Origin of the sequence: Micromonospora sp. BL1, from assembly GCF_003667485.1 — a bacterium.
GTDB lineage: Bacteria > Actinomycetota > Actinomycetes > Mycobacteriales > Micromonosporaceae > Micromonospora > Micromonospora tulbaghiae.
In genome coordinates, this window is the sequence record NZ_RCVK01000192.1 from 26,254 (window position 1) to 44,959 (window position 18,706).

The 18,706-nt window shown below is 73.3% G+C and carries 27 protein-coding genes; 12 read left to right on the plus strand and 15 right to left on the minus strand.

Features of this window, described 5'->3' with window-relative positions:
* Positions 1-10: 10 nt before the first annotated feature.
* The 3 genes from EAD96_RS09265 to EAD96_RS09275 all read right to left on the minus strand — a co-directional run bounded on the left by EAD96_RS09265 (position 11) and on the right by EAD96_RS09275 (position 2,334).
* Positions 11-655, minus strand: a complete 645-nt coding sequence (locus tag EAD96_RS09265) for an alpha/beta fold hydrolase (RefSeq protein ID WP_121683966.1) — start codon at positions 653-655, stop codon at positions 11-13.
* Positions 656-694: 39 nt separating this feature from the next.
* A complete protein-coding gene (locus EAD96_RS09270) occupies positions 695-1,669 on the minus strand; it encodes a DUF1152 domain-containing protein (protein WP_121683967.1) in 975 nt (324 codons plus the stop codon).
* A gap of 83 nt (positions 1,670-1,752) precedes the next feature.
* Complete coding sequence (locus tag EAD96_RS09275) at positions 1,753-2,334, minus strand: carboxymuconolactone decarboxylase family protein (RefSeq protein WP_233585584.1); 582 nt, start codon at positions 2,332-2,334, stop codon at positions 1,753-1,755.
* 62 nt (positions 2,335-2,396) lie between these two features.
* On the opposite strand from EAD96_RS09275, the gene EAD96_RS09280 reads away from it, so the two are divergent.
* Positions 2,397-3,053, plus strand: a complete 657-nt coding sequence (locus EAD96_RS09280) for an HAD family hydrolase (RefSeq protein WP_121683968.1) — start codon at positions 2,397-2,399, stop codon at positions 3,051-3,053.
* Here EAD96_RS09280 and EAD96_RS09285 read toward each other — a convergent pair whose 3' ends face one another.
* A complete protein-coding gene (locus tag EAD96_RS09285) occupies positions 3,054-3,707 on the minus strand; it encodes an NAD(P)-dependent oxidoreductase (RefSeq protein WP_121683969.1) in 654 nt (217 codons plus the stop codon). It lies immediately after the preceding gene.
* 61 nt (positions 3,708-3,768) lie between these two features.
* Between EAD96_RS09285 and EAD96_RS09290 the strand changes: the two genes are divergently transcribed.
* Together EAD96_RS09290 and EAD96_RS09295 are read left to right on the plus strand one after the other, a co-directional pair.
* A complete protein-coding gene (locus EAD96_RS09290; RefSeq protein ID WP_233585586.1) occupies positions 3,769-4,158 on the plus strand; it encodes a helix-turn-helix domain-containing protein in 390 nt (129 codons plus the stop codon).
* Between the two features lie 10 nt (positions 4,159-4,168).
* Positions 4,169-4,774, plus strand: coding sequence for a YdeI family protein (locus EAD96_RS09295; RefSeq protein ID WP_121683970.1), 606 nt, complete (start codon positions 4,169-4,171; stop codon positions 4,772-4,774).
* A gap of 41 nt (positions 4,775-4,815) precedes the next feature.
* On the opposite strand, the gene EAD96_RS09300 is transcribed toward EAD96_RS09295, so the two are convergent.
* Positions 4,816-5,691, minus strand: a complete 876-nt coding sequence (locus EAD96_RS09300) for an alpha/beta fold hydrolase (RefSeq protein ID WP_121683971.1) — start codon at positions 5,689-5,691, stop codon at positions 4,816-4,818.
* A gap of 116 nt (positions 5,692-5,807) precedes the next feature.
* Between EAD96_RS09300 and EAD96_RS09305 the strand changes: the two genes are divergently transcribed.
* Positions 5,808-6,032, plus strand: coding sequence for a hypothetical protein (locus EAD96_RS09305; protein WP_121683972.1), 225 nt, complete (start codon positions 5,808-5,810; stop codon positions 6,030-6,032).
* A 14-nt stretch (positions 6,033-6,046) separates the two neighbouring features.
* Here the strand turns inward: EAD96_RS09305 and EAD96_RS09310 are convergent, their stop codons facing one another.
* A complete protein-coding gene (locus EAD96_RS09310) occupies positions 6,047-6,511 on the minus strand; it encodes a MarR family winged helix-turn-helix transcriptional regulator (protein WP_121683973.1) in 465 nt (154 codons plus the stop codon).
* 112 nt (positions 6,512-6,623) lie between these two features.
* Here EAD96_RS09310 and EAD96_RS09315 point away from each other — a divergent pair, with 112 nt between their 5' ends.
* Complete coding sequence (locus EAD96_RS09315) at positions 6,624-7,400, plus strand: hypothetical protein (protein WP_233585592.1); 777 nt, start codon at positions 6,624-6,626, stop codon at positions 7,398-7,400.
* Positions 7,401-7,440: 40 nt separating this feature from the next.
* A complete protein-coding gene (locus EAD96_RS09320) occupies positions 7,441-8,184 on the plus strand; it encodes a cyclopropane-fatty-acyl-phospholipid synthase family protein (RefSeq protein WP_121683975.1) in 744 nt (247 codons plus the stop codon).
* Between the two features lie 30 nt (positions 8,185-8,214).
* On the opposite strand, the gene EAD96_RS09325 is transcribed toward EAD96_RS09320, so the two are convergent.
* From EAD96_RS09325 to EAD96_RS09335, 3 genes are all read right to left on the minus strand, one after another.
* Entirely contained in the window at positions 8,215-8,859 is a 645-nt protein-coding gene (locus EAD96_RS09325) for a response regulator transcription factor (protein ID WP_120570239.1), read from the minus strand.
* Entirely contained in the window at positions 8,850-9,950 is a 1,101-nt protein-coding gene (locus tag EAD96_RS09330) for a sensor histidine kinase (RefSeq protein ID WP_233585594.1), read from the minus strand. Before EAD96_RS09330 ends, EAD96_RS09325 begins: the two co-directional genes overlap by 10 nt.
* Positions 9,951-10,112: 162 nt before the next feature.
* Positions 10,113-10,844, minus strand: a complete 732-nt coding sequence (locus EAD96_RS09335; protein ID WP_121683977.1) for a DedA family protein — start codon at positions 10,842-10,844, stop codon at positions 10,113-10,115.
* 190 nt (positions 10,845-11,034) lie between these two features.
* Here EAD96_RS09335 and EAD96_RS09340 point away from each other — a divergent pair, with 190 nt between their 5' ends.
* Genes EAD96_RS09340 through EAD96_RS09350 form a run of 3 tightly spaced genes read left to right on the plus strand, consistent with a single transcriptional unit; the run spans position 11,035 to position 12,995 of the window.
* Positions 11,035-11,532 (plus strand): YcxB family protein, encoded by a 498-nt coding sequence (locus EAD96_RS09340; RefSeq protein ID WP_121683978.1) that lies wholly within the window; start codon positions 11,035-11,037, stop codon positions 11,530-11,532.
* Between the two features lie 41 nt (positions 11,533-11,573).
* The gene (locus EAD96_RS09345) at positions 11,574-11,894 is read left to right on the plus strand and encodes a PadR family transcriptional regulator (protein WP_120573821.1); all 321 of its coding nucleotides are present in this window, start codon (positions 11,574-11,576) and stop codon (positions 11,892-11,894) included.
* A 33-nt stretch (positions 11,895-11,927) separates the two neighbouring features.
* Complete coding sequence (locus tag EAD96_RS09350) at positions 11,928-12,995, plus strand: hypothetical protein (RefSeq protein ID WP_121683979.1); 1,068 nt, start codon at positions 11,928-11,930, stop codon at positions 12,993-12,995.
* Positions 12,996-13,007: 12 nt separating this feature from the next.
* On the opposite strand, the gene EAD96_RS09355 is transcribed toward EAD96_RS09350, so the two are convergent.
* A complete protein-coding gene (locus EAD96_RS09355; RefSeq protein ID WP_121683980.1) occupies positions 13,008-14,414 on the minus strand; it encodes an alpha/beta hydrolase in 1,407 nt (468 codons plus the stop codon).
* Positions 14,415-14,614: 200 nt separating this feature from the next.
* Between EAD96_RS09355 and EAD96_RS09360 the strand changes: the two genes are divergently transcribed.
* Positions 14,615-14,809, plus strand: coding sequence for a DNA-binding protein (locus EAD96_RS09360; protein WP_091427275.1), 195 nt, complete (start codon positions 14,615-14,617; stop codon positions 14,807-14,809).
* Between the two features lie 13 nt (positions 14,810-14,822).
* Positions 14,823-15,203 (plus strand): VOC family protein, encoded by a 381-nt coding sequence (locus EAD96_RS09365; protein ID WP_199733109.1) that lies wholly within the window; start codon positions 14,823-14,825, stop codon positions 15,201-15,203.
* A 22-nt stretch (positions 15,204-15,225) separates the two neighbouring features.
* On the opposite strand, the gene EAD96_RS09370 is transcribed toward EAD96_RS09365, so the two are convergent.
* The 3 genes from EAD96_RS09370 to EAD96_RS09380 all read right to left on the minus strand — a co-directional run bounded on the left by EAD96_RS09370 (position 15,226) and on the right by EAD96_RS09380 (position 17,147).
* Entirely contained in the window at positions 15,226-15,624 is a 399-nt protein-coding gene (locus tag EAD96_RS09370) for a VOC family protein (protein WP_121683982.1), read from the minus strand.
* Between the two features lie 50 nt (positions 15,625-15,674).
* The gene (locus tag EAD96_RS09375; protein WP_121683983.1) at positions 15,675-16,406 is read right to left on the minus strand and encodes an alpha/beta hydrolase; all 732 of its coding nucleotides are present in this window, start codon (positions 16,404-16,406) and stop codon (positions 15,675-15,677) included.
* Between the two features lie 204 nt (positions 16,407-16,610).
* Entirely contained in the window at positions 16,611-17,147 is a 537-nt protein-coding gene (locus EAD96_RS09380; protein ID WP_233585596.1) for a TetR/AcrR family transcriptional regulator, read from the minus strand.
* A 65-nt stretch (positions 17,148-17,212) separates the two neighbouring features.
* On the opposite strand from EAD96_RS09380, the gene EAD96_RS09385 reads away from it, so the two are divergent.
* Entirely contained in the window at positions 17,213-17,617 is a 405-nt protein-coding gene (locus EAD96_RS09385) for a nuclear transport factor 2 family protein (RefSeq protein WP_121683985.1), read from the plus strand.
* Positions 17,618-17,653: 36 nt separating this feature from the next.
* Here EAD96_RS09385 and EAD96_RS09390 read toward each other — a convergent pair whose 3' ends face one another.
* A complete protein-coding gene (locus EAD96_RS09390; RefSeq protein WP_121683986.1) occupies positions 17,654-18,121 on the minus strand; it encodes a hypothetical protein in 468 nt (155 codons plus the stop codon).
* An 82-nt stretch (positions 18,122-18,203) separates the two neighbouring features.
* Positions 18,204-18,572 carry a YciI family protein gene (locus tag EAD96_RS09395; protein WP_091427285.1) on the minus strand — a complete coding sequence of 123 codons (369 nt, stop codon included), beginning with the start codon at positions 18,570-18,572 and terminating at the stop codon, positions 18,204-18,206.
* Positions 18,573-18,706 lie beyond the last annotated feature (134 nt).

The window sequence follows — 18,706 nt, forward strand, 5'->3', positions numbered from 1 at the left end:
GGCCGGACGGTCAGGCCGACAGGTAGGCGGTCAGCCGGTCGGCGAGCGGGCCGGGGCGACTGAGCGCCACCGAATGGCCGCCGTCGATCTCGTCCGGAACCACGCCGAGCCGGTCGGCGGCCACCCGGCGTTGGAAGTCGGCGGGGAAGAACTGGTCGTCGCGGCCGATGAGCACCCTCGTCGGCACGGCCGGCCAGGTGGCCAGCGGCCACGGCTCGTCCCACTCCGCGCTGACCTGCTCCCGGCCGTGCGACGGCGCCTCGGCGACGATCCCGGCCGGCACGCCGTTGTAGAACTGCTGCTCCTCGCTGACCCCTTCCGGCTCGCGGTAGCCGGTGTTGCCCCACCACTCCCCCGGCTTCTCACCGGGCCGCGGGATCATCGGGGTGAGCAGGACCAGCAGCCGCACCGGCAGCCGGTCGGCGACCAGCGGTGCGGTGAACGCGCCGTACGAGTGCCCGACCACCACGAGGTCGTCGCGGTCGCCGGCGGCGTCGACCACCGTCCGGCGGAACTCGGCGAACCCCGCCGAACGGTCCCCGATCGGCAGTTCCGGCACCACCGTGTCGTGACCCCGGGCGGCCAGCTCGGGGACCAGCAGATGCCAGTCCCACGCGCTGCCCCCGCCACCGTGGATGAGCACGAACGTCGTCATGCCCGGACCCTCCCACACCGGTACGACATGCCGTGGCCGTCAGTGCGGATACGCCCGCGGGACCCGGGTGGCCCGCAGCTCGTCGCGGAACGCCTCGATGCGGGTGACGACCTGACGCCGCCCGATCGTGTTCTCGATCCGGTCGAGGTAGAGGCAGCGGGCGGCGAGCCGGGGCAGGTCGACGGAGAAGTAGATCGCCATGAGGGGGTTCACGAACAGGTCGCCGTGGCCGGTGCGCCGACTGAACCGTACGTCTCCGCACGCGCCGCCGGTGGCGGCGGCGATCTGCCCCTGGACGATGCTCGGCCGGTGCGGGGTGGCGGCCTGGGCCTGCGCGACCGCCTCCCGGTAGAGCACCGCCTCCCGGCTGGAGCCCGGAATGGACAAGGCACCGAGGTAGCCGCCCTCCCGGTCGAGCGCGGCCAGGTTCTCCAGCACCTCGACGTGGTTGACGCCGTCGTGCGCGTCGATGCCGAACCCGAGGCTGCTCACCAACCGGATCGGCACGTCCAGCCCGGCCACGGCGGCCAGGCTGGTGATGTCCTCCACCGGGGTGCCCAGGCCGCTCTCGTCGCCGCGCAGCAGGATGTCGGTGCCGCCGTCGACGAGCACGATCGCGTCGAGGTCGAGCCGGTCGACCAGGTGCCGGTACGCCTCGCGCAGCGGCTGCACGCCCAGCGGCGGGAAGGCGTACACGGTCGGCGGCAGGTCCCGGCCCGCCAGCCAGCGGGCCAGGTGCGCCTCCGGGAAGTACCAGTCGGGGCTGAGGGTGTCCGGCCGGATCGCCGCGACGTGCTCGTCCACCCACACCTGCCGGTCGAGCAGTTCCAGCTCCGAGAAGGAGAGGCTGGCCAGGTGCACCCGCTTGCCGGCCTGCCACAGTGCCAGCGCCAGCGGCAGGCCGGCGTACACGTCGAAGCCGCCACCGGCGCCGGCGATCAGGACGTCGCGCGCCGGGGCCAGGGCGGCGAACAACGGCGGAACGGCCAAGGCGTACGCGGCGGTGTCGGTCACCAGATGATGATCTCCGGTCGCGTGGCGGACCGCTGCCCGTGGCCGCCCGGTCGAGGCGCGGCCCGGGCCCGGAATCCGCTCGTTCAGACCGGGCGGCCGAAGGTGACCGCCTCCCGGACGAGCCGTGGCGCCTTCTCCGCCAGTTGCGCGTCCGGTCGCGCGCCGAGCGCGTCGTTCACTGTGGAGAAGGCCAGCCGGAACGCGATGAGCGTGGTCGCCTCGAAGATTTCCCGGTCGCTCAGGCCGGCGTCGCGCAGGCGCTGCGTGTCGGCCTCGATGGTGGCGTTCGGGTCCGTCACGACCCGGCGGGACCAGTCGGCGAGCGCCGTCTCCCGCTCGGACAGGTCCGCCTCGGTGCCGCGCAGCACCGCCGCGGCGGTCGTCTCGTCGCTCATCCCGGCCAGCCGCGCGCCCCAGGCCAGCGCGCAGTACGAGTCGCCCCGGGCGGCGGCCGTGGCGGCGACCAGCACCGCGACCTCCCGCGAGGACAGCGTGGACTCGGACAGCAACTCGGTGCGCGTGTTCTGGAACGACATCAGCACGTCCGGGCGCCAGCACCAGACGCGGGTGAGGTTGTTGACGTAGCCGTCGGCGGCGAGGTCGTCCTCGTACGCGGCTTTCGCCGCCGGGCTCTGCGGCGGTTCGGGGAGGAAGGCGGGATTCATGCGGGCAGTCTGCGCCACCCGGGCGCCCCCCACTGGCTGATCAACGACAGTACGATCCGCTGATGATCCGGGCGGTCTTCTTCGACGTGGGCGGGACGATCCTCGACGAGACGCGCGAGTTCGCGACCTGGGCGGACTGGCTGGGCGTTCCACGGCACACGTTCTCCGCCGTCTTCGGCGCGGTGATCGCCCGTGGCCTGGACTACCAGGAGGTGTTCCGGGCCTTCCGGCCCGGCTTCGATCTCACCGCCGAACTCGCGCGCCGGGTCGCGGCCGGCGACCCGGAGTCGTTCGGCGCCGACGATCTCTACCCGGACGCGCGGGCGTGCCTGGCCGCCCTGCGGGAGCAGGGACTGCGCGTCGGCCTGGCCGGCAACCAGCCGGAGCACGCCGAGGCGACGCTGCGGGCACTGGACCTGCCGGTGGACGTGATCGGCACGTCGGCGGCCTGGGGCGTGGCGAAACCGGCGCCGGAGTTCTTCGCCCGGGTCGTCCGCGAGGGCGGCGGCGACGCGTCGGCGATCCTGTACGTCGGTGACCGGCCGGACAACGACGCCGCCCCGGCGATGGCCGCCGGCATGGCGGCGTGCCTGATCCGGCGCGGCCCGTGGGGCCACATCCTCGACATGCCGGACGTGGCCGGCCGGTGCCTGTTCCGCATCGACTCGCTGGACGAGCTGCCGGACCTGGTCGCGCGGCACAACGGCGCGGGCGGCTAGCTAGCCGAACACGGAGACCCGGGTGCGGTGGTGGCGCGGCGACTCGATCTCGTCGACCACCGCGACCGCCAGATCGGCGTACGACAGGTGCGCCGACTCCGGGACCTGCTCGCCGCCGAGCCGGTACCGGCCGGTGCGAGCGCCGTCCACGTCCAGCGCGGCGGGCGGGGTGAGCACGAGCCAGTCGACTGTGGTCTCCGCCGCGTGGAGCCGGTCCAGGCCGGCGGCGTGGCTGAGCGCGAACGGCCGCAGCGCGGCGGGCAGGACGGCCGGGTCGTCGTAGAGAGGCCGGCCGTGCGCGTCGGTGAGCGTGGCGAACAGGCCGATCGCCACGAGCCGCGGCACACCTGAGCGGGCCAGGCCGTGCAGGAGCGCGTCGGCCGCCCGGACGAAGAACTCCGGATCGGGGCCGGCCGCGGCGAGCGCCTCCGGCCCGGAGGCCGGGCTGACCGCGTGGACGACGGCGTCGTGCCCGTACCCGATCGAGGCGACCGCCTCCGGGTCGGTGACGTCGCCGCGTACCGCCGCGGTGAGGTCGGGATGGCGGGCGGGGTCGCGGACGACGGCTGTGACGCGGTGGCCACGGCGGTGGGCCTCGGCGGTGACGGCGCGGCCGGCCCGGCCGCCCGCGCCGAAGACGGCGATGCTGGTCATGGCGCGACGCTAGAGCGCCGGGTGCCGGTTACCGCAACGGTACCGGCGTTACGCTCGGGCGGTGACGCCGCTCGATCCGGACATGTTCGATCCCGCCTGTCCGTCGCGGACGATGCCGTTTCAGATCGGCGACAAGTGGACCGCGATGGTGGTGCTGTGCCTGGAGCACGGGCCGCGCCGGTTCACCGAGCTGCGGGTGCCGCTGCGCACGATCACGCCGAAGGTGCTGGCCGAGACGTTGCGGGCGATGGAACGCGACGGGCTGGTCACACGCACGGCCTACGACGAGAACCCGCCGCGCGTGGAGTACGCGCTGACGCCGCTGGGCCGCAGTCTGCTGACGCTCGTCGCGGCGGCCCGGTCGTGGAGCGAGCGGCACCTGGACGAGTTGCTGGCCGCCCGCCGGTCGCACGAGCGGCAGGCTGGCGCGGATGTCGTACCCCCGGCATAGCCTGCGGGTCATGGGAACCGCCGAGTTGGACGAGCTGATCGTGCCCGACGCGGACGCGCTACGCGAGTGGCTGTCCGCCAACCACGACACGTCGCCGGGTGTCTGGCTGGCGCTGGGCCGCAAGGGCGGCACGATCACCACGCTGACCTGGCAGCAGGCGGTCGACGAGGCACTGTGCTTCGGCTGGATCGACGGGCAGGGCCGCAAGCGCGACCACGAGAGCTCCTGGATCCGGTACACCCCGCGCCGGGCGCGCAGCTCCTGGTCGCAGCGCAACGTCGCGCACGTGGCCCGGCTGGAGTCGGAGGGGCGGATGACGCCCGCGGGCCGGGCCGCGGTGGAGGCGGCGAAGGCGGACGGCCGGTGGGCGGCGGCCTACGCGCCCCCGTCGGAGGCCGAGGTGCCCGCCGACCTGCTCGCCGCCATCGCTGCCGAGCCTGCCGCCCAGGCCATGTTCGACGTCCTGACCAGCGCCAACAGGTTCTCGCTCATTCACCGGCTCAACGCGGTCAAGCGCGCCGAGACCCGGCAGCGCAAGATCGGGGAGTTCGTCGCCATGCTGGCCCGGCACGAGACGATCCACCCGCAGAAGGCGAAGCCGCCGACCGCGCCGTGACGTCAGGTCGTGCGGCAGCTCCAGGTCGGCGGCTTCCCGGCTCACGAGTTGTCCCGCACGAACGCGCGCATGAGCGCGGCGCACTCGGCCGCGTGGGTCTCCAGCAGCAGGTGGCCGCCGTCGTAGATGTGCGCGTCCATCCGGTCCAGCGCGCGGTGGTACGCGAGCACCTCGTCCACGTCGAAGTACGCGTCGTGCCGGCCCCACAGCACGAGCGCCGGCGGCTGGTGGGCGCTGTGGTACGCGGCGATCTCGCCGAACCGGGCGACGTGGTTCGCGTAGTCGGTGAACAGCGCGAACTGCGCCTCGACGTTGCCGGGCCGGGTCATCCGCGCCCAGTCCAGGTGCCACGCCTCGGGCGCCTGCAACCGGCGTACGTGGCCGGGCAGCCCGGCGAGGTACTGGTCCCGGGTGCCGGCGAAGGTCAGCCAGTCCGGCAGCGCGGCGCGGGTGGCCTCGCCCGGGTCCGCCCAGTACGCCCGCGCGGTGTCCCACTGCGCGCCGAGCCCGTCGGCGTGCGCGTTGCCGCTCTGCACGACGAGGCCGCGGATCCGTTCCGGGGCGCGGGTGGCCAGGTGGTATCCGACCGGCGCGCCGAAGTCGTGCAGGTAGACGAAGAAGCGGTCCACGTCGAGCCGGCCGAGGAGCCGCTCGACCGTCCACGACAGGTTCTCGAACGTGTAGTCGTACTCGTCGACGGTGGGCGACGAGGACATCCCGAAGCCGGGCAGGTCGGGCGCGAGCACGTACGCGACCTCGGCGAGCGCGGGCATGACCTCGCGGAACGTGTGCGACGAGCTGGGAAATCCGTGCAGCAGCAGCACCGCCGGGTCGCCGGGGCGTCCCGCCTCGCGGAGGAACACCTCCAGGCCGTCGACGTCGGCGTGCCGGTGGCGGATCTTCTGACTGGCGCGCATCACCTCATCCTGGCGGCCCGGGCGTGCCCGTACGGCCGATTCCGGCAGTCGCGACGACCGACGGGGGGTGGCCTGGGCGTACGCTCGAACGAGCCGGCGGTGGGAGGTCGTTCGCGATGATCCCGGTGCTGATCCTGTTCGGGGTTCTCCTCGGGCGCTGGTGGCGGTCGTCGCTCGCCGCCGCGGCGCTGGGCTGGCCGGCCGTGCTGGTCGCGACCGACGTGATGGACGTCGGCGCCGGACTGCTCGGCGCGGCAGTGCTCGCCGTCGTCAACACCGGCGCCGGCGTGCTGCTCCATCAGGGAGTGCGCCTGGCCCTCCGGCGGCTACGGGCGTCCTGAGTCGGGCCGGTTCGCTACCCGGTGCCGCCGGTGTTGCGGATCATCTGCCGGAGCACCTTGAGCGTGGTGACGTAGTCCGCGTCGTCGACGCCCTCGTGGATCCGGGCGCGGATCGCCGGCGCGTGCTGCTTGAGGCGGTTCCGGGCGGCCTCCCCCGCCTCGGTGATCCGCAGCCGGCCGTCCGCGTCGCGGCTGAGCCAGCCGCGTTCCCGCAGCACCTCCGCCTCGGCGTCCAGGTCGTCCTCGGCCCGCAGATACGAGGCCATCGCCTGCCGCAGTTCGGGGACGGTCAGCCCGCCGCCGCCGGGCAGCAGGTCGTTCGGGGACAGGTTGCGCAGGAGCCAGAACTGGGGCTGGGTGAAGCCGTGCTCGGCCTGCCGGGCGCGGGTGAAGGCGATCAGCGACTCGTACGCCACGCCCGTCCAGTAGGCGGCCGGCTGGCCCGCGAGTTCGGCGTCGGACAGGTGCGGCGTCGTCATGGTGGTCTACCTCCGGCAGTGGTCGGTGAGCACGACGCTAGGACCTCAACCGCGCTTGAGATCAAGCCTCGCGGGGCACCGCGTGGCCGCCGACGCAGGCATGATGGGGCGCATGCGGGTAGCGATGGCGACCGACGCGGGGCATCCCGGCCGCGCCAATGAGGATCTCGCCGGCGCCGTCCCTTGCGGCATGGTCCTGGTCGACGGCGCCGGTGGCATCTCCGGCGCGGACGAGGTCTGCCACCACGGCATCGCCTGGTACGCGACCCGGCTCGGCGGCGCGCTGCTCGGGGCGCTGGCCGAGGATCGGAGCCTGCGCGACGTGCTGGCCGAGGGCATCGAGCGGGTCACCGACCAGCACCGCGACACCTGCGACGTCACCCACCCGATCAGCCCGTTCGCCGCAGTGGCGATGCTCCGGTTCTCCGGCGGGACCGTCGAGCACCTGGTCCTCGGCGACGCCGTCGCGGTGGTCGGCCGGGCCGTGGGCGAGCCCGTCGTCGCCCACGATCCGCGGGAGGTGGTGATCGCCCGGTCCTTCGAGGAGCGGCTGAGGGACGTGCCCGAGGGCGGCGACGAGTACCGGCGGCTGTTCATGGAGTTGCGGGCCCGGCGGAACAGCCTCGGCGGGTTCTGGGTCGCCAAGGACGACCCCCGGGTGGTGGACGAGGCCGTCACCGGCGAGTGCCCGGCCGACGACGTACGCACGGCGGCGCTGCTCAGCAACGGCGCGAGCCGCCTCGTGGACACGTTCGGCCTGACCGACTGGCCGGGGCTGCTGCGCCTGCTGGAGACCGACGGCCCCGCCGAGGTGGTCCGCCGGGTGCGCGAGGCGGAGGCACGCGAGGGCGTGGCCACCGACGACGCGACGATCGTCTGCCGCACCTGACCGGCACGACAATCCGGTTGTGCTCGTGTTGACTGCGACGATGGACCGTCAACGGCTGAGCAGCATCGCGCACTCGCACCACCCGATCGCGGCCCCGCTCTCCGGCGTCAACGTCAACCGGCTGCTGCGCCGGGCCGGTCGCCGGCCGGCGGCCCGGATCCTCGACCTGGGCTGCGGCGAGGCCGCCTGGGCGTTGCAGGCACTCGCGCACCACCCGGACGGGCACGCCGACGGCGTGGACCTCAACCCGCACGCGCTCGAACGCGCCACTGAGGCCGCCGCCGTGCGGGGCCTCACCGACCGGCTCACGCTGCACGAGCGCGACGCCCGGTCGTACGTGCCGGACGGCGACTACGACCTGGTGCTCTGCGTCGGGTCGACGCACGCGTTCGGCGGGTTCGGCGGCACGCTGGAGCTGGCCGGCCGGCACGTGAACGCCGACGGCGTCCTGATGGTCGGTGAGGGATTCTGGCAGGTGCCGCCGACGCCGGAGGCACTGGCGGCGCTGGACGCGAAGCCGGAGGACCACACCGACCTCGCCGGCCTGGTCGCGGCCGGCGAGCAGGCCGGCTGGACCCCGGTGTACGCGCACGTCAGCGACGCCGCCGAGTGGGACGACTACGAGTGGTCGTGGACCGGTTCGCTGACCGAGTGGGCGCTGGACAACCCGGGTCACCCGGATGCCGCCGGCGCGCTGGCCGCCGCCCGGGAGCACCGCGACCAGTGGCTGCGCGGATACCGCGGCGTGCTGGGGTTCGTGACGCTGGTGCTGCGCCGGATCTGACCGGCCGTCCCCTTCACGAGCCGGTCGGCATCAGGAGCCCAGGTAGCGCAGGATCGCCAGGACGCGGCGGCTGTAGCCGGTCACGTGGGACAGGTCGAGCTTGTCGAAGATGGTGTTGACGTGCTTCTCGACAGCGCTCTGCGACACGTGCAGGCGTCCGGCGATCGCGGCGTTGGTGTGCCCCTGCGCCATGTGGTGCAACACGTCGCGTTCCCGGGGGGTGAGGCGGCCCAGCGGGTCGCTGTGGCTCGTGGCGGACATGAGTTGCCGGACGACCTCGGGGTCGAGCGCCGTGGCGCCGGCGGCGACGCGGTCGAGCGCGTCGAGGAACTCCTCGACCTGGGCGACGCGGTCCTTGAGGACGTAGCCGACGCCTTCGGACCGGTCCGCGAGCAGCTTCGCGGCGTAGCGCTTCTCGACGTACTGGGACAGGACCAGCACGGCGACGTGCGGCCAGCGGCGGCGGATCTCCAGCGCGGCCCGCAGTCCGTCGTCGGTGTTGGTGGGCGGCATCCGGACGTCGGTGACGACGGCGTCGGGGCGGTGCTCGTCGACGGCGGCGACGAGCTGGTCGGCGTCCGCGGCGGCGGCCACCACCTGGTGTCCCTCGTCGGCCAGGAGGCGGATCAGCCCTTCGCGGAGCAGGGTGGAGTCTTCAGCGAGGACTATGCGCACGGCAGCTCCGCTCGGATCGTGGTGGGTCCACCGGGTGGGCTGTGCACGTCGAACCGGCCGTCCAGCGCGATTACCCGGCGGGCGAGCCCCTGCAGGCCGCTGCCGTGCGGGTCGGCGCCGCCGATGCCGTCGTCGTGCACACGCATCCCGATCGTCGTGTCCCGCGCCTCGATCTCGATCGCGACGAGCGTGGCACGGGCGTGTTTGGTGGCGTTGGTGAGGGCCTCGCAGGCGACGAAGTAGAGCACGGTCTCGACCGGCCGTGCGGGCCGGACCGGCACATCGTAGATGATCTTGACGGGTGTCGCCGACCGCTGTGCCACCATGGTCAGCACCTCGTCGAGGGTGGTGTGGTCGAGTGCGGACGGATAGACCCGCCAGGCCACCTCCCGCAGCTCGTCGACGGCACGCTGGGCATCCTCGTGCGCCTGCGTGAGAAGGGCGCGTGCCTTGTCGGGGTCGCGGCTGCGGCGCGCCCGCCCGAGCAGCATGCCGAGGGCGACGAGGTGTTGTTGCAACCCGTCGTGCAGGTCGCGCTCGATGCGCTGACGCTCGGCGTCGACAGCGGCGATGACGCCGGCCCGGCTGACCGCGAGTTCGCTGATCCGCCGCTGCAACGCCTCGCGCGTGTGGGATTCGAGCAGGCGGTGGGCCAGCCGGCGGTCCAGCGTGCCCACACCGGCCATCGCCTGGAGGTTCACCGCGAGCAGCGCGGCCCCGATCAGCACCTGGAGCAGGAACCCGGCGACGGTCATGGTGCCCGCCACGAAGGAGCGCACCACGATCGCGGCGAGCACCACGCCGACCACGAGCAGCCCGGCGGTGAGCGCGCCGAGCGCCGCCGGCAGGAGCCGGGCGGCCAGGTAGCCGACGACCCGGGCTCCGCTCGCCCGCACCGGTGGTGGCACTTCCTCCGAGGCGACGACCGCCAGGCGTCGCCGCTCCCACTCCGCGACGCGCCGGGCGTACCGGACGGTGGTGGCGCCGACTCGGCGACGGACCGCCGGCGCCGGCGAGACCGCGACCACGGCGAGCGCGGCGAGGAGCAGGAACAGCGCCTCGGCCGCGGCGGTCAGGACTCCGACGGCCACGGCCGCCACCGGCCGGCCTCGCCGGGCCACGGCGAGAAGGCGCGACCGCCGACCGCGGACCGTGTGCTCCGGCATCGGGGCCTCCCGTCGTGGCTCGTGTCGTCCCGGGTCGATGGCGGGCGGCCGGGCGCGTGTCCGGCCGCCTGCCAACCTAGCCACCGGTCACCGGCCGTCGTCCGGCCGGCGCGGGGTTCCGTACAGCGTGCCGCGTACGGCGTGCTCGGTCGCCGGTCGCGGACGGCGCGCCCTGATCAGCCGGGACACGACGAAGTACGAGACGGCGAGCGCGCACACCACGATGACGACCCGCTGGAACGTCCCGGCGTACGGCTCGACGACGTGCCAGTTCTCCCCGAGCAGATAGCCGGACATCACGAACACGGTGTTCCAGATCAGGCTGCCCAACGTGGTGTAGAGCAGGAACGTGGGGACCGGCATGCGTTCCACACCGGCCGGGATGGAGATGAGGCTACGGAAGATCGGGATCATGCGGCCCAGGAAGACCGTCTTCACCCCGTGCCGGGCGAACCACGTCTCCGTCCGGTCGATGTCGCTCACCTGGATCAACGGCAGCCGTACCGCGATCGCGCGGACCCGGTCGCGTCCGAGCGCGGCGCCGACGCAGTACAACGCCAGCGCGCCCACCACCGAACCGATGGTGGTCCAGATGATCGCGGCGAACAGGTTCATCCGGCCCTGACTGGCGGTGAACCCCGCCAACGGCAGGATCACCTCGCTCGGGATGGGCGGGAACAGGTTCTCCAGCGCCACCGCCAGGCCGGCGCCCGGAGCGCCGAGCCGCTCCATCAGATCGGTCACCAACCCGGCCGGCCCACCCTGCGGCGGATCGGATTCCTCGGCCAGCCGGCCGGCTACGTGCCACAAACGGATCATGCCGATGACGCTATGAAGCCGCGGTGTTCCGGACCATGAGGTCGACCGCCGACCTGAGCGGGCCGGCCGCAGCCGCCGGGGTGCGGAAAACCGCACCCCGGCCGGCCACCGGTAACGTGGAGCGCACGTCTTCGCGGGGCAGCGCTCCCGCCGTCCCGAACACGAGTCCGGTGGGTGGTCCTCGGTGCCGATGCAGATCCGTTTCGCCGTACCGGCCGACCCCGCCTATCCGGCCCGCGTGGCCGCCGCGCTGGCCGCCGCCCGGCTGCGCCGGTTCGGCTACATCGGCGCGGCCCTCGCCGCGATCGGGGTGATCGGGTGGATCGCCTCGCAGGCGTCGGAGCGGGGTGACCGTTTCGCGTCGCTGTGGACCGCCTTCATCGTGGCCGGCGTGCTGTCGATGCTGTACGCGCCGTGGGTGCGGTGGCGGGCCCGGCGCCGCTCCGGCGGCTACGCCGTCGAGGGCGGCTACGACATCGACGACCGCAACATCATGATGCGCAGCGGCTCGGAGTCCGGCGGCATCGCCTGGGACGGCGTCACGCGGGTCACCGAGACCCCGGACTTCTGGATCGTGTACGTGGGACGGATGCCGGCCACCGTGATCCCCCGGTGGCTGATGTCCGCCGAGGACGCCGGGACGCTGCGCGCCTTCATGGCCGGACGGCATCTGCTCGACGACCGTTGACGATGTATTGATTGACTGTATATGTTGCCGCGGTGAGTGAGATGCGCGAGGCGACGTTCCTGATCCTGACCGCGCTGGCCGACGAGCCGCGCCACGGCTACGGGATCATCCAGGAGGTCGCCGGCCTGTCCGGCGGTCGCGTCAACCTGCTGCCGGGCACGCTCTACGCCGCCCTGGACCGGCTGGTCGCGCAGGGCCTCGTCGAACTCAGCCACGAAGAGGTGGTCGACGGCAGGCTGCGCCGGTACTACCGGCTGCGCGCCGACGGGCAGGCCGAACTGGCACGCCAGACCGAGCGGCTGCGGCAGCTCGCGTCCGCCGCCGAGACCCGGCTGCGCGCCCTGCGGCCCCGCACCGCCTGACCCCCACCGTCGCGGCCCCGTAGGGAGACGCCCATGCACCGCTGGCTGCTGCTGGCCTACCCCCGTGACTACCGCCGCGCGCGCGGGGCCGAGATCCTGGAGACGGTACGAGACGTCGGCGCGGCCCACCGGCGTACCCGGGTGGCGGCGAATCTCGTACGCCACGGTCTGCGCGCCCGGCTGGGACGGCCGGCGAGCCGTACCGTCGTGGCCTGGGCGTCGGTCTTCGCGGTGGTCTGCGGGTTGTTCGCCGCGTCGTTCGGCACCTGGCTCGCCTGGCTCGGCTCCCGTCCGCTCGACCACCGGGACCTGGCCGCCGTGGTGGGACAGCTCTACCCGGACCGGCAGGCCGGCCACCTCGACCAGGACGATCCGCCCGCCGTGTTCCTCGTCTACGGGCACCCGCTCGGCGAGGATCTCCTGTCCGAGCTGCTGCTCGGCGACGGCGGCGAGTACGCGCTGGCGGAGCTGACCGCGTCGTTCGACCAGACGCCGGCCGGCGGCCTCACCGACCTGCGGAAACGCCTGGACGCCGCCGGGTGGAAGCGCCACGAGCCCTTCTACGCCGACGCCTACGACTGCGTCCCCGACACTCCGCGATGCGACCCGGCGTCCATCCCCTCGGACATCACCGTGTACGCCGAACGCGGCGACCACATCCTCGCCGTGGAACTCACCGCCGACGGCTCGACGAACGTCACCCTCAGTCGCGCCACCCCCGGCACCGCCTACCCCGCCGGGATGCTCGGCTTCGTGCTGGGCCTGGCCGGCGGCTGGGTCCTGTTCGGCTGGGCCAGCCGGCGCGCCGAGGGACGGCGCCCGCTGGTGCAGGGGCCCGCGAAGGTCCTGTACGGCGTCGCGATGGTGTTCTGGGTCGCGCCGATCCTGCTCGGTGCGCCGCTGATGCTGACGCACCACCTGGACGAGCCGCATCCGCGCTGGCACGTGCCGTGGGAGTGGCTCGGCCAGCCTGCCCTGTCGCTGCCGTTCCTGGTCGGCACGGTCCTGCTGCTGCTCGTGCTGGGCCTGGCGGCGCTGCCGCACCGGCGCCCGGCGGCCCGTACGCTCGCCGGGGCGTCGGACCCGGGACCGGCGCTCTAGCGGCGCGCCGGGTCAGCTCGCCGGGCATCGCGTGCCGGGGGCGGGCACCGTCAGGTCGACGAGGTACCTGTCCACCACCGCTTCCGTGCAGGCGGTGCGCTGGTAGGTGCCGTGGCCCCAGCCCTCGTAGGTGACCAGACGCCCGTGCCGGCCCAACTGCCGGGCGACGTTCTCCGCCCAGGCGTAGCCGGTGCGCGGATCGTGCCGCGCGTTGAGCAGCAGCAGCGGCGTGCGGGTGTGCACGTTCAGCGCGCGCGGCGGGTTGCGGACCGGGGACGGCCAGCCCAGGCAGGTCTGCACGGCCAGCAGACCGGCGCCGTACCGGACGTCCGGGGCGACTGCCACGGCGTCCCGGACCAGGCCGGCGTAGTCGGTGTGGTCGCGCACCCGCGCCGGCCAGTCCGCGCAGAACGCCGCGACCGAGAGCGGGAGGTTCACCTCCGGCGGCGGCGTGCCGGCGTCCATGTCCCGCACGGTCACGGCCAGTTGCGGCCAGCGCGGGCCGGCGAGCAGGCCGAGTGCCACGGCGGTGACGTCGAAGGCGGTACGGGGGGCGTACCCGCCACGGTCCGCGCGGGCCAGCACCCGCGCCCACACCGACCGCACGTCCCGTTCGTGGAGCACACAGTCCGCCGACCTGTCGCACCAGGACACGAACTCGTCGAACGAGTCCTGCAACGCGGCGGCCTGTGTCCGCACGAAGGACCGCACGTCGAGACTGTGGTCGAACACGCCTTCCAGCACGACGGCCCGCACGTGGCCGGGGTACCGCTCGGCGTACTGCTGGCCCAGCAGCGTGCCGTACGAGCTGCCGTGGAAGGACAGCCGCCGCTCCCCCAGCGCCCGCCGCAACGCGTCGAGATCGCGAACGGTGCTGAGCGTGTCGGCGTGGTCGAACACCGGGCTGGTCGGGCGGCACCTGCTCCACAGGGCCCTGTTGTAGGCCACTGCGGCGTCGAAGTCGGCCTGGCCGGTCAGCGGGACGGGCGGCTTGCGCAGCGCCGGATCCGGCGTGCAGACGGGCGCGGCGGTGCGGGCCACGGTGCGCGGGTCGAAGCTGACCAGGTCGAACCGGTCCAGCAACTCGCCGCTGAACCGGTCGCCCTTGCGGATGCGCTCCACCCCCGAGTCGCCGGGGCCGCCCGGCCCGAAGACCAGCGTGCCCACCCGCCGCTCCGGCGTTCGCGCGAGCCGGCGTGCCACGGCGAGTTCGAACGTCGGGCCGTTCGGCCGGGTCCAGTCCACCGGCACGCGGAGCCGGGCGCATCGCACGCGCTCGTCCGGCGGGACGTTCGGCAGGTCGTCGGCGCACTCGCCCCAGACGAGCCGCTGCGGCGGACCGTCGGCGCGCGCCGCGCCGGGCAGTCCCACCAGGACGGTGAGCGCGGCCAGAGCGACGGCCACGGTGCGTCGGAACACGGCACCTCCCAGTGTGTGGATGCTCGTCGATTCTTCAGCGGCGCCCCACCCGAGTCCTATACGGAAACGCCCCGATATGCCCCTCGGGCCTTCTCCCCGACTCCGCCCTGAGGGCTGTCTGAAGGGGACGAGTTCGCGTCCGGGGCAGTCGGGCGCTCGGAGGGGCTTCGGGTCTGGTCCTAGCGGTCTAGCATCGGGCGATGACGTCGTCCCTGGACCGCCTGCCGAAGATCAGCGCACCGGCCACGAGAGCGCTGACCGCCGCCGGCTACACCACGCTGCGCCGGCTCGCCGGCGTGCCGCGAGCGGAGCTGGCCCGCCTGCACGGCATGGGGCCGAAGGCGCTGGACGTCATCGAGGCCGCCCTCGACGAGCACGACCTGCGGCTGAGCTGACGAGGTGATCGCGATGCCGCTCGGCAGGCTCCACCACCTGATCGTCGACTGCCCGGATCCGATGACCGAGGCACGGTTCTGGAGCGCGGTCCTCGGCGACCCGATCACGTACGCGGACGACGACTTCGCCGTCGTGTCGACCAGTACGGCGGCGTCCGGGCTGGCGTTCCAGCGCGCCTCCGGGCTGACGCCGCCGACGTGGCCGGATCCGGCGGTGCCGCAGCAGATGCACCTGGACGTGATGGTCGACGACCAGGACGCGGCGGGTGCGGCGGTGCTCGCGCTGGGCGCGCGGCGGTTGCCGGGCGACCACGTGTACGCCGACCCCGCGGGCCACCCGTTCTGCCTGATCCGGCGCCCCACCTGGGCGTCGCCGGTCGGCGGGCCGAGGTGAATCCCGCTCTGACCGGCCACCGTCACGGCGTCTCCTGGTAGGAGATGAACTCCAGCAGGCTTCCGTCCGGGTCGCGGAAGTAGACGCTGGTCCCGGCGCCACCGGCACCGACCCGCCGGACCGGTCCCGTCTCCACCTCGACGCCGTGCCGTCGCAGGTGCGCCACCGCCTCCTCGATCCGCCCCGCCCAGACGAAGCAGATGTCGCTGTTGCCCGGGCGGACCGGGACGCGTGCGACGTTGCCGCCGAGGTCGAGCCCCGGCCCGTGCACGCTCAACTGCTGGGGGCCGATCCGGAAGGCGACGCGGTCGCCGCCGACGCCGATCACCTCGGCGCCGACGACGTCGCGATAGAAGTCGGTGGCGACCCGCCAGTCGGACACGGCGATGACGACGTGGTCCAGTCCGGTCACGGGCGCCATGTGCCCCACCCTAACGGCGGGCCCTGCCGGGGTCCGGTGCTTGCGCGCCGCTACCGCAGGTGCCGGGCGAAGAACCGGCTCGCGGGTTCCCCCTCGAAATGCGGAACGCCCGTGTGCCCACCCATGTTGGCGTGCAGCGTCTTCTCGGTGGAGCCGAAGGCGTCGAACAGGTCCAGTGCCATCTGCCGGTCGTTGCCCTCGTCGTCCCACTGCAGCAGGACGTGCAGCGGAATGGTGACCCGCCGCGCTTCCTCGATGATGGTGCGCGGCACGAAGCTCCCGGCGAACAGGAGCGCGGCCACGATGCGCGGTTCGACCAGCGCCAGCCGTACGCCGATCGAGATCACCCCGCCGGCGTACCCGACCGGGCCTCCGACCTCGGGCAGCGCGAGGAGGGCGTCCAGCGCGGCCCGGCACTCCGGGACCGCCTTCTCGACCAGCGGCAGGACGAGCCGGTCGACGATCTCGTCGGCGACCGGCTCACCGGCCGCCAGGGCTCGGCGCAGGTCGGCGCGGGCCTGCTCGGCGGCGGCGGACGCGGGGCGGTCGCCGCTTCCGGGAAGCTCGATGGCGGCCGCGGCGAAGCCCTGCGCGACGCAGCCCTCCGCACGGGCCACCAGGCGGGGATACATCCGGCGCAGTCCGCCGGGGTGACCGAGCAGGATCAGCGGGGCCGGCTCGGACGCGGATGCGGGGGTCCACAGGAGGCCGGGGATCTCGCCGAGGATGAACGTGCGCTCGCGGACGCCGTCGGCGAGGCGCTGTTCGGAGGTGAATCGCATTGTCGTGCCTTTCGGGAGTGCGACGGCGCTCCCGGACGACCTATCGCCCGGCCGTGACCCCCGAGGGGAGCACCCATGTCGTTACTGCGGTCACGGGTACCACCTCCCTCGTCCTCCGGCACGGCCACCGGAAAGCTAACAGCGCTCGCCGGAGCTGCCAACCGGTTTATCGCGGTTCACCGCTGCGTGATCCACGCCGGACCGTCAGCCGCGCTCGAAGCCGGCGAAGACGACCGCGAGCGTGCGGGCTTGCAGGTGCTCGTCCCATCCACCGTGCAGGGCGCCCTGGCACATGCCGGTGAGCAGCGCCATCACCTCGGGTAGCCGTACCGAGCCGGCGACGGCTCCGGCGGCCTGGGCCTGGTCGAGCAGCCTGCCCACCGCCTCCTCCAGGTGGCCTACCGCGTCCGGGAGGCGGATGTCCACCCCGGATCCGGCGAGCAGGTCGACTGCGGTCTTCTTCGCAGCGGCCTGCGCCACCGTGTGCCGGAAGAACCCGAAGAGGTCGTGTCTTCCCGCCTCCTCGGCGAGCTGCACGAGCAGTCGCTTCATGAGCGCGACGAGCAGGTCTTCCTTGGTGGGGAAATGACGGAAGACCGTGCCGATGGCGACGCCGGCCCGGCGGGCCACCTCCTCGGTGGAGGCGCGTGTGCCGGACTCGGCGAAGACCGCCTCGGCGGCGTCCAGGATGCGTGCCCGGTTGCGCTGCGCGTCGGCGCGCAGGGGCGGACCCTCTATCAAAATGAGCCTCCACTCACTATTCTCGATCGCAAGTCGAGTCATCACTCATTATTCTGGAGGCCGGCATGACACCGCAGGAGATCTTCGACAGCATGTGCGCCCGGTGGCTGGCGAACCTCCCCACCTTCGACGGGGATTCCCTGGCCGACGACGTGGTGATCGAGACGCCCTTCGCCGCGCCCGGCCATCCGACGCGCACCGAGGGAAAGCAGACCGTTCTCCAGTTCACGCAAGCGGGCCGGGCGCTGTTCCCGGTGCGGTTCGACGACTGCCGAGGCGTGGTCGTCCACGAGACCGCCGATCCCGAGGTGATCGTGGTCGAGTACGAACTCGTCGGCACGCACACGACGACCGGCGTGACCGCCTCCGCGCCGTTCATCGGGGTGTTGCGCACGCGGGACGGCAAGCTGGCCCACTGGCGCGAATACCAGCACACCCTCGTCATCGCTCAGGCCGCCGGCCAGGCTTGAACCTGCGTCACCACGGAGCGCCGCGCACCGCCCGGCTCAGCTGCTCGCTGTCGGCGACGGGGCGAACGGCCACGGCTGCGGACCGAACAACGCCGTACACGCCGTGAGGAGCCCACGCTGCGCCTCGGCCATGCGCGCGTCGACCGGACCGGTGTCCTCGTTCGGGTCGTTCCGGATGAACATGTCTCCGGATTCCTTCGTCACCACCGCCAGTCGCTCGCCGGCCTCCCGGACGCCCGGGTCGGTCGCCCTACGGGCGCGCAGGGCGATCGGCGAGTTCGACGTGAAGCGGACGTCCTGCTGCTCGATCACCCGGGCCACCATGTTGCACGCCCCGGTCGCGACCTTGTCCGCGGGCGCGGTCGAGCCGGCCTGCGGAGCGGCCGACGCCGCCGCGGCGGAGGAGGGCGACGACGACGGAGCGGCGGACGACGACGGAGCGGGCTCCGCTGGTGCGCACGCGGAGACGAACAGCAGGGACAGTGCGGCGAGTTCACGTTTCACCGCACGAGGCTAGCGATCATGGTGGGCGTGGCTGCCGTCCGGGTGCCACGCCCACCCCGTCATCGCGTCGACGTCGGACCGGTCACCGGCCCGCCGCGCGGAGCATCGCCTCCGTCTCGGGGTCGGGCATGATCTCCCGGACCTCCTGGGCGCAGCGGCACGAGACGGCGATCTTGGCGGCCCACTTCAGCGCCTCGTCGCGTGAGGACACGTCGAGGACCACGAACCCGCCGATGACCTCCTTGGTCTCCGGGAACGGCCCGTCGGTGACCACCCCGTCCGTACCCACGATGCTCGCCTGCTGGCGTTCGAGCCCGGTGCCGTACACGAACACGCCCGCGTTCACGGCCTCCTGGATGACCGCGTGCGCGTCCTTGCCCACCTGGGGGATCTCCTCGGCGGGGATGTGGTCCATCGCGCCGTCGTTGAACGAGATCAGGTACCGCGGCATGCCATGACTCCCTTGTCCGGGCGGCCCGGTGCGGCCGCCTCTCACCCGTACTACGAACGAGCCGCCCCGGATCCGACAGGCGGAAGCCCGCGTCGGTGCACGCCGTCGTCAAGGCACGCGACGGCCGGTGCCGG

What these genes read in the sequence shown, in the direction of transcription:
- EAD96_RS09300 (WP_121683971.1), bottom strand. Translation starts at nt 5,691, where the DNA reads ATGCGCGCCAGTCAGAAGATCCGCCACCGGCACGCCGACGTCGACGGC.
- EAD96_RS09305 (WP_121683972.1), top strand. Translation starts at nt 5,808, where the DNA reads ATGATCCCGGTGCTGATCCTGTTCGGGGTTCTCCTCGGGCGCTGGTGG.
- EAD96_RS09295 (WP_121683970.1), top strand. Translation starts at nt 4,169, where the DNA reads ATGGGAACCGCCGAGTTGGACGAGCTGATCGTGCCCGACGCGGACGCG.
- EAD96_RS09395 (WP_091427285.1), bottom strand. Translation starts at nt 18,572, where the DNA reads ATGCCGCGGTACCTGATCTCGTTCAACGACGGCGCGATGGACCACATC.
- EAD96_RS09320 (WP_121683975.1), top strand. Translation starts at nt 7,441, where the DNA reads ATGGACCGTCAACGGCTGAGCAGCATCGCGCACTCGCACCACCCGATC.
- EAD96_RS09365 (WP_199733109.1), top strand. Translation starts at nt 14,823, where the DNA reads ATGCCGCTCGGCAGGCTCCACCACCTGATCGTCGACTGCCCGGATCCG.
- EAD96_RS09335 (WP_121683977.1), bottom strand. Translation starts at nt 10,844, where the DNA reads ATGATCCGTTTGTGGCACGTAGCCGGCCGGCTGGCCGAGGAATCCGAT.
- EAD96_RS09315 (WP_233585592.1), top strand. Translation starts at nt 6,624, where the DNA reads ATGCGGGTAGCGATGGCGACCGACGCGGGGCATCCCGGCCGCGCCAAT.
- EAD96_RS09350 (WP_121683979.1), top strand. Translation starts at nt 11,928, where the DNA reads ATGCACCGCTGGCTGCTGCTGGCCTACCCCCGTGACTACCGCCGCGCG.
- EAD96_RS09340 (WP_121683978.1), top strand. Translation starts at nt 11,035, where the DNA reads ATGCAGATCCGTTTCGCCGTACCGGCCGACCCCGCCTATCCGGCCCGC.
- EAD96_RS09275 (WP_233585584.1), bottom strand. Translation starts at nt 2,334, where the DNA reads ATGAATCCCGCCTTCCTCCCCGAACCGCCGCAGAGCCCGGCGGCGAAA.
- EAD96_RS09265 (WP_121683966.1), bottom strand. Translation starts at nt 655, where the DNA reads ATGACGACGTTCGTGCTCATCCACGGTGGCGGGGGCAGCGCGTGGGAC.
- EAD96_RS09285 (WP_121683969.1), bottom strand. Translation starts at nt 3,707, where the DNA reads ATGACCAGCATCGCCGTCTTCGGCGCGGGCGGCCGGGCCGGCCGCGCC.
- EAD96_RS09310 (WP_121683973.1), bottom strand. Translation starts at nt 6,511, where the DNA reads ATGACGACGCCGCACCTGTCCGACGCCGAACTCGCGGGCCAGCCGGCC.
- EAD96_RS09345 (WP_120573821.1), top strand. Translation starts at nt 11,574, where the DNA reads ATGCGCGAGGCGACGTTCCTGATCCTGACCGCGCTGGCCGACGAGCCG.
- EAD96_RS09360 (WP_091427275.1), top strand. Translation starts at nt 14,615, where the DNA reads ATGACGTCGTCCCTGGACCGCCTGCCGAAGATCAGCGCACCGGCCACG.
- EAD96_RS09375 (WP_121683983.1), bottom strand. Translation starts at nt 16,406, where the DNA reads ATGCGATTCACCTCCGAACAGCGCCTCGCCGACGGCGTCCGCGAGCGC.
- EAD96_RS09280 (WP_121683968.1), top strand. Translation starts at nt 2,397, where the DNA reads ATGATCCGGGCGGTCTTCTTCGACGTGGGCGGGACGATCCTCGACGAG.
- EAD96_RS09385 (WP_121683985.1), top strand. Translation starts at nt 17,213, where the DNA reads ATGACACCGCAGGAGATCTTCGACAGCATGTGCGCCCGGTGGCTGGCG.
- EAD96_RS09370 (WP_121683982.1), bottom strand. Translation starts at nt 15,624, where the DNA reads ATGGCGCCCGTGACCGGACTGGACCACGTCGTCATCGCCGTGTCCGAC.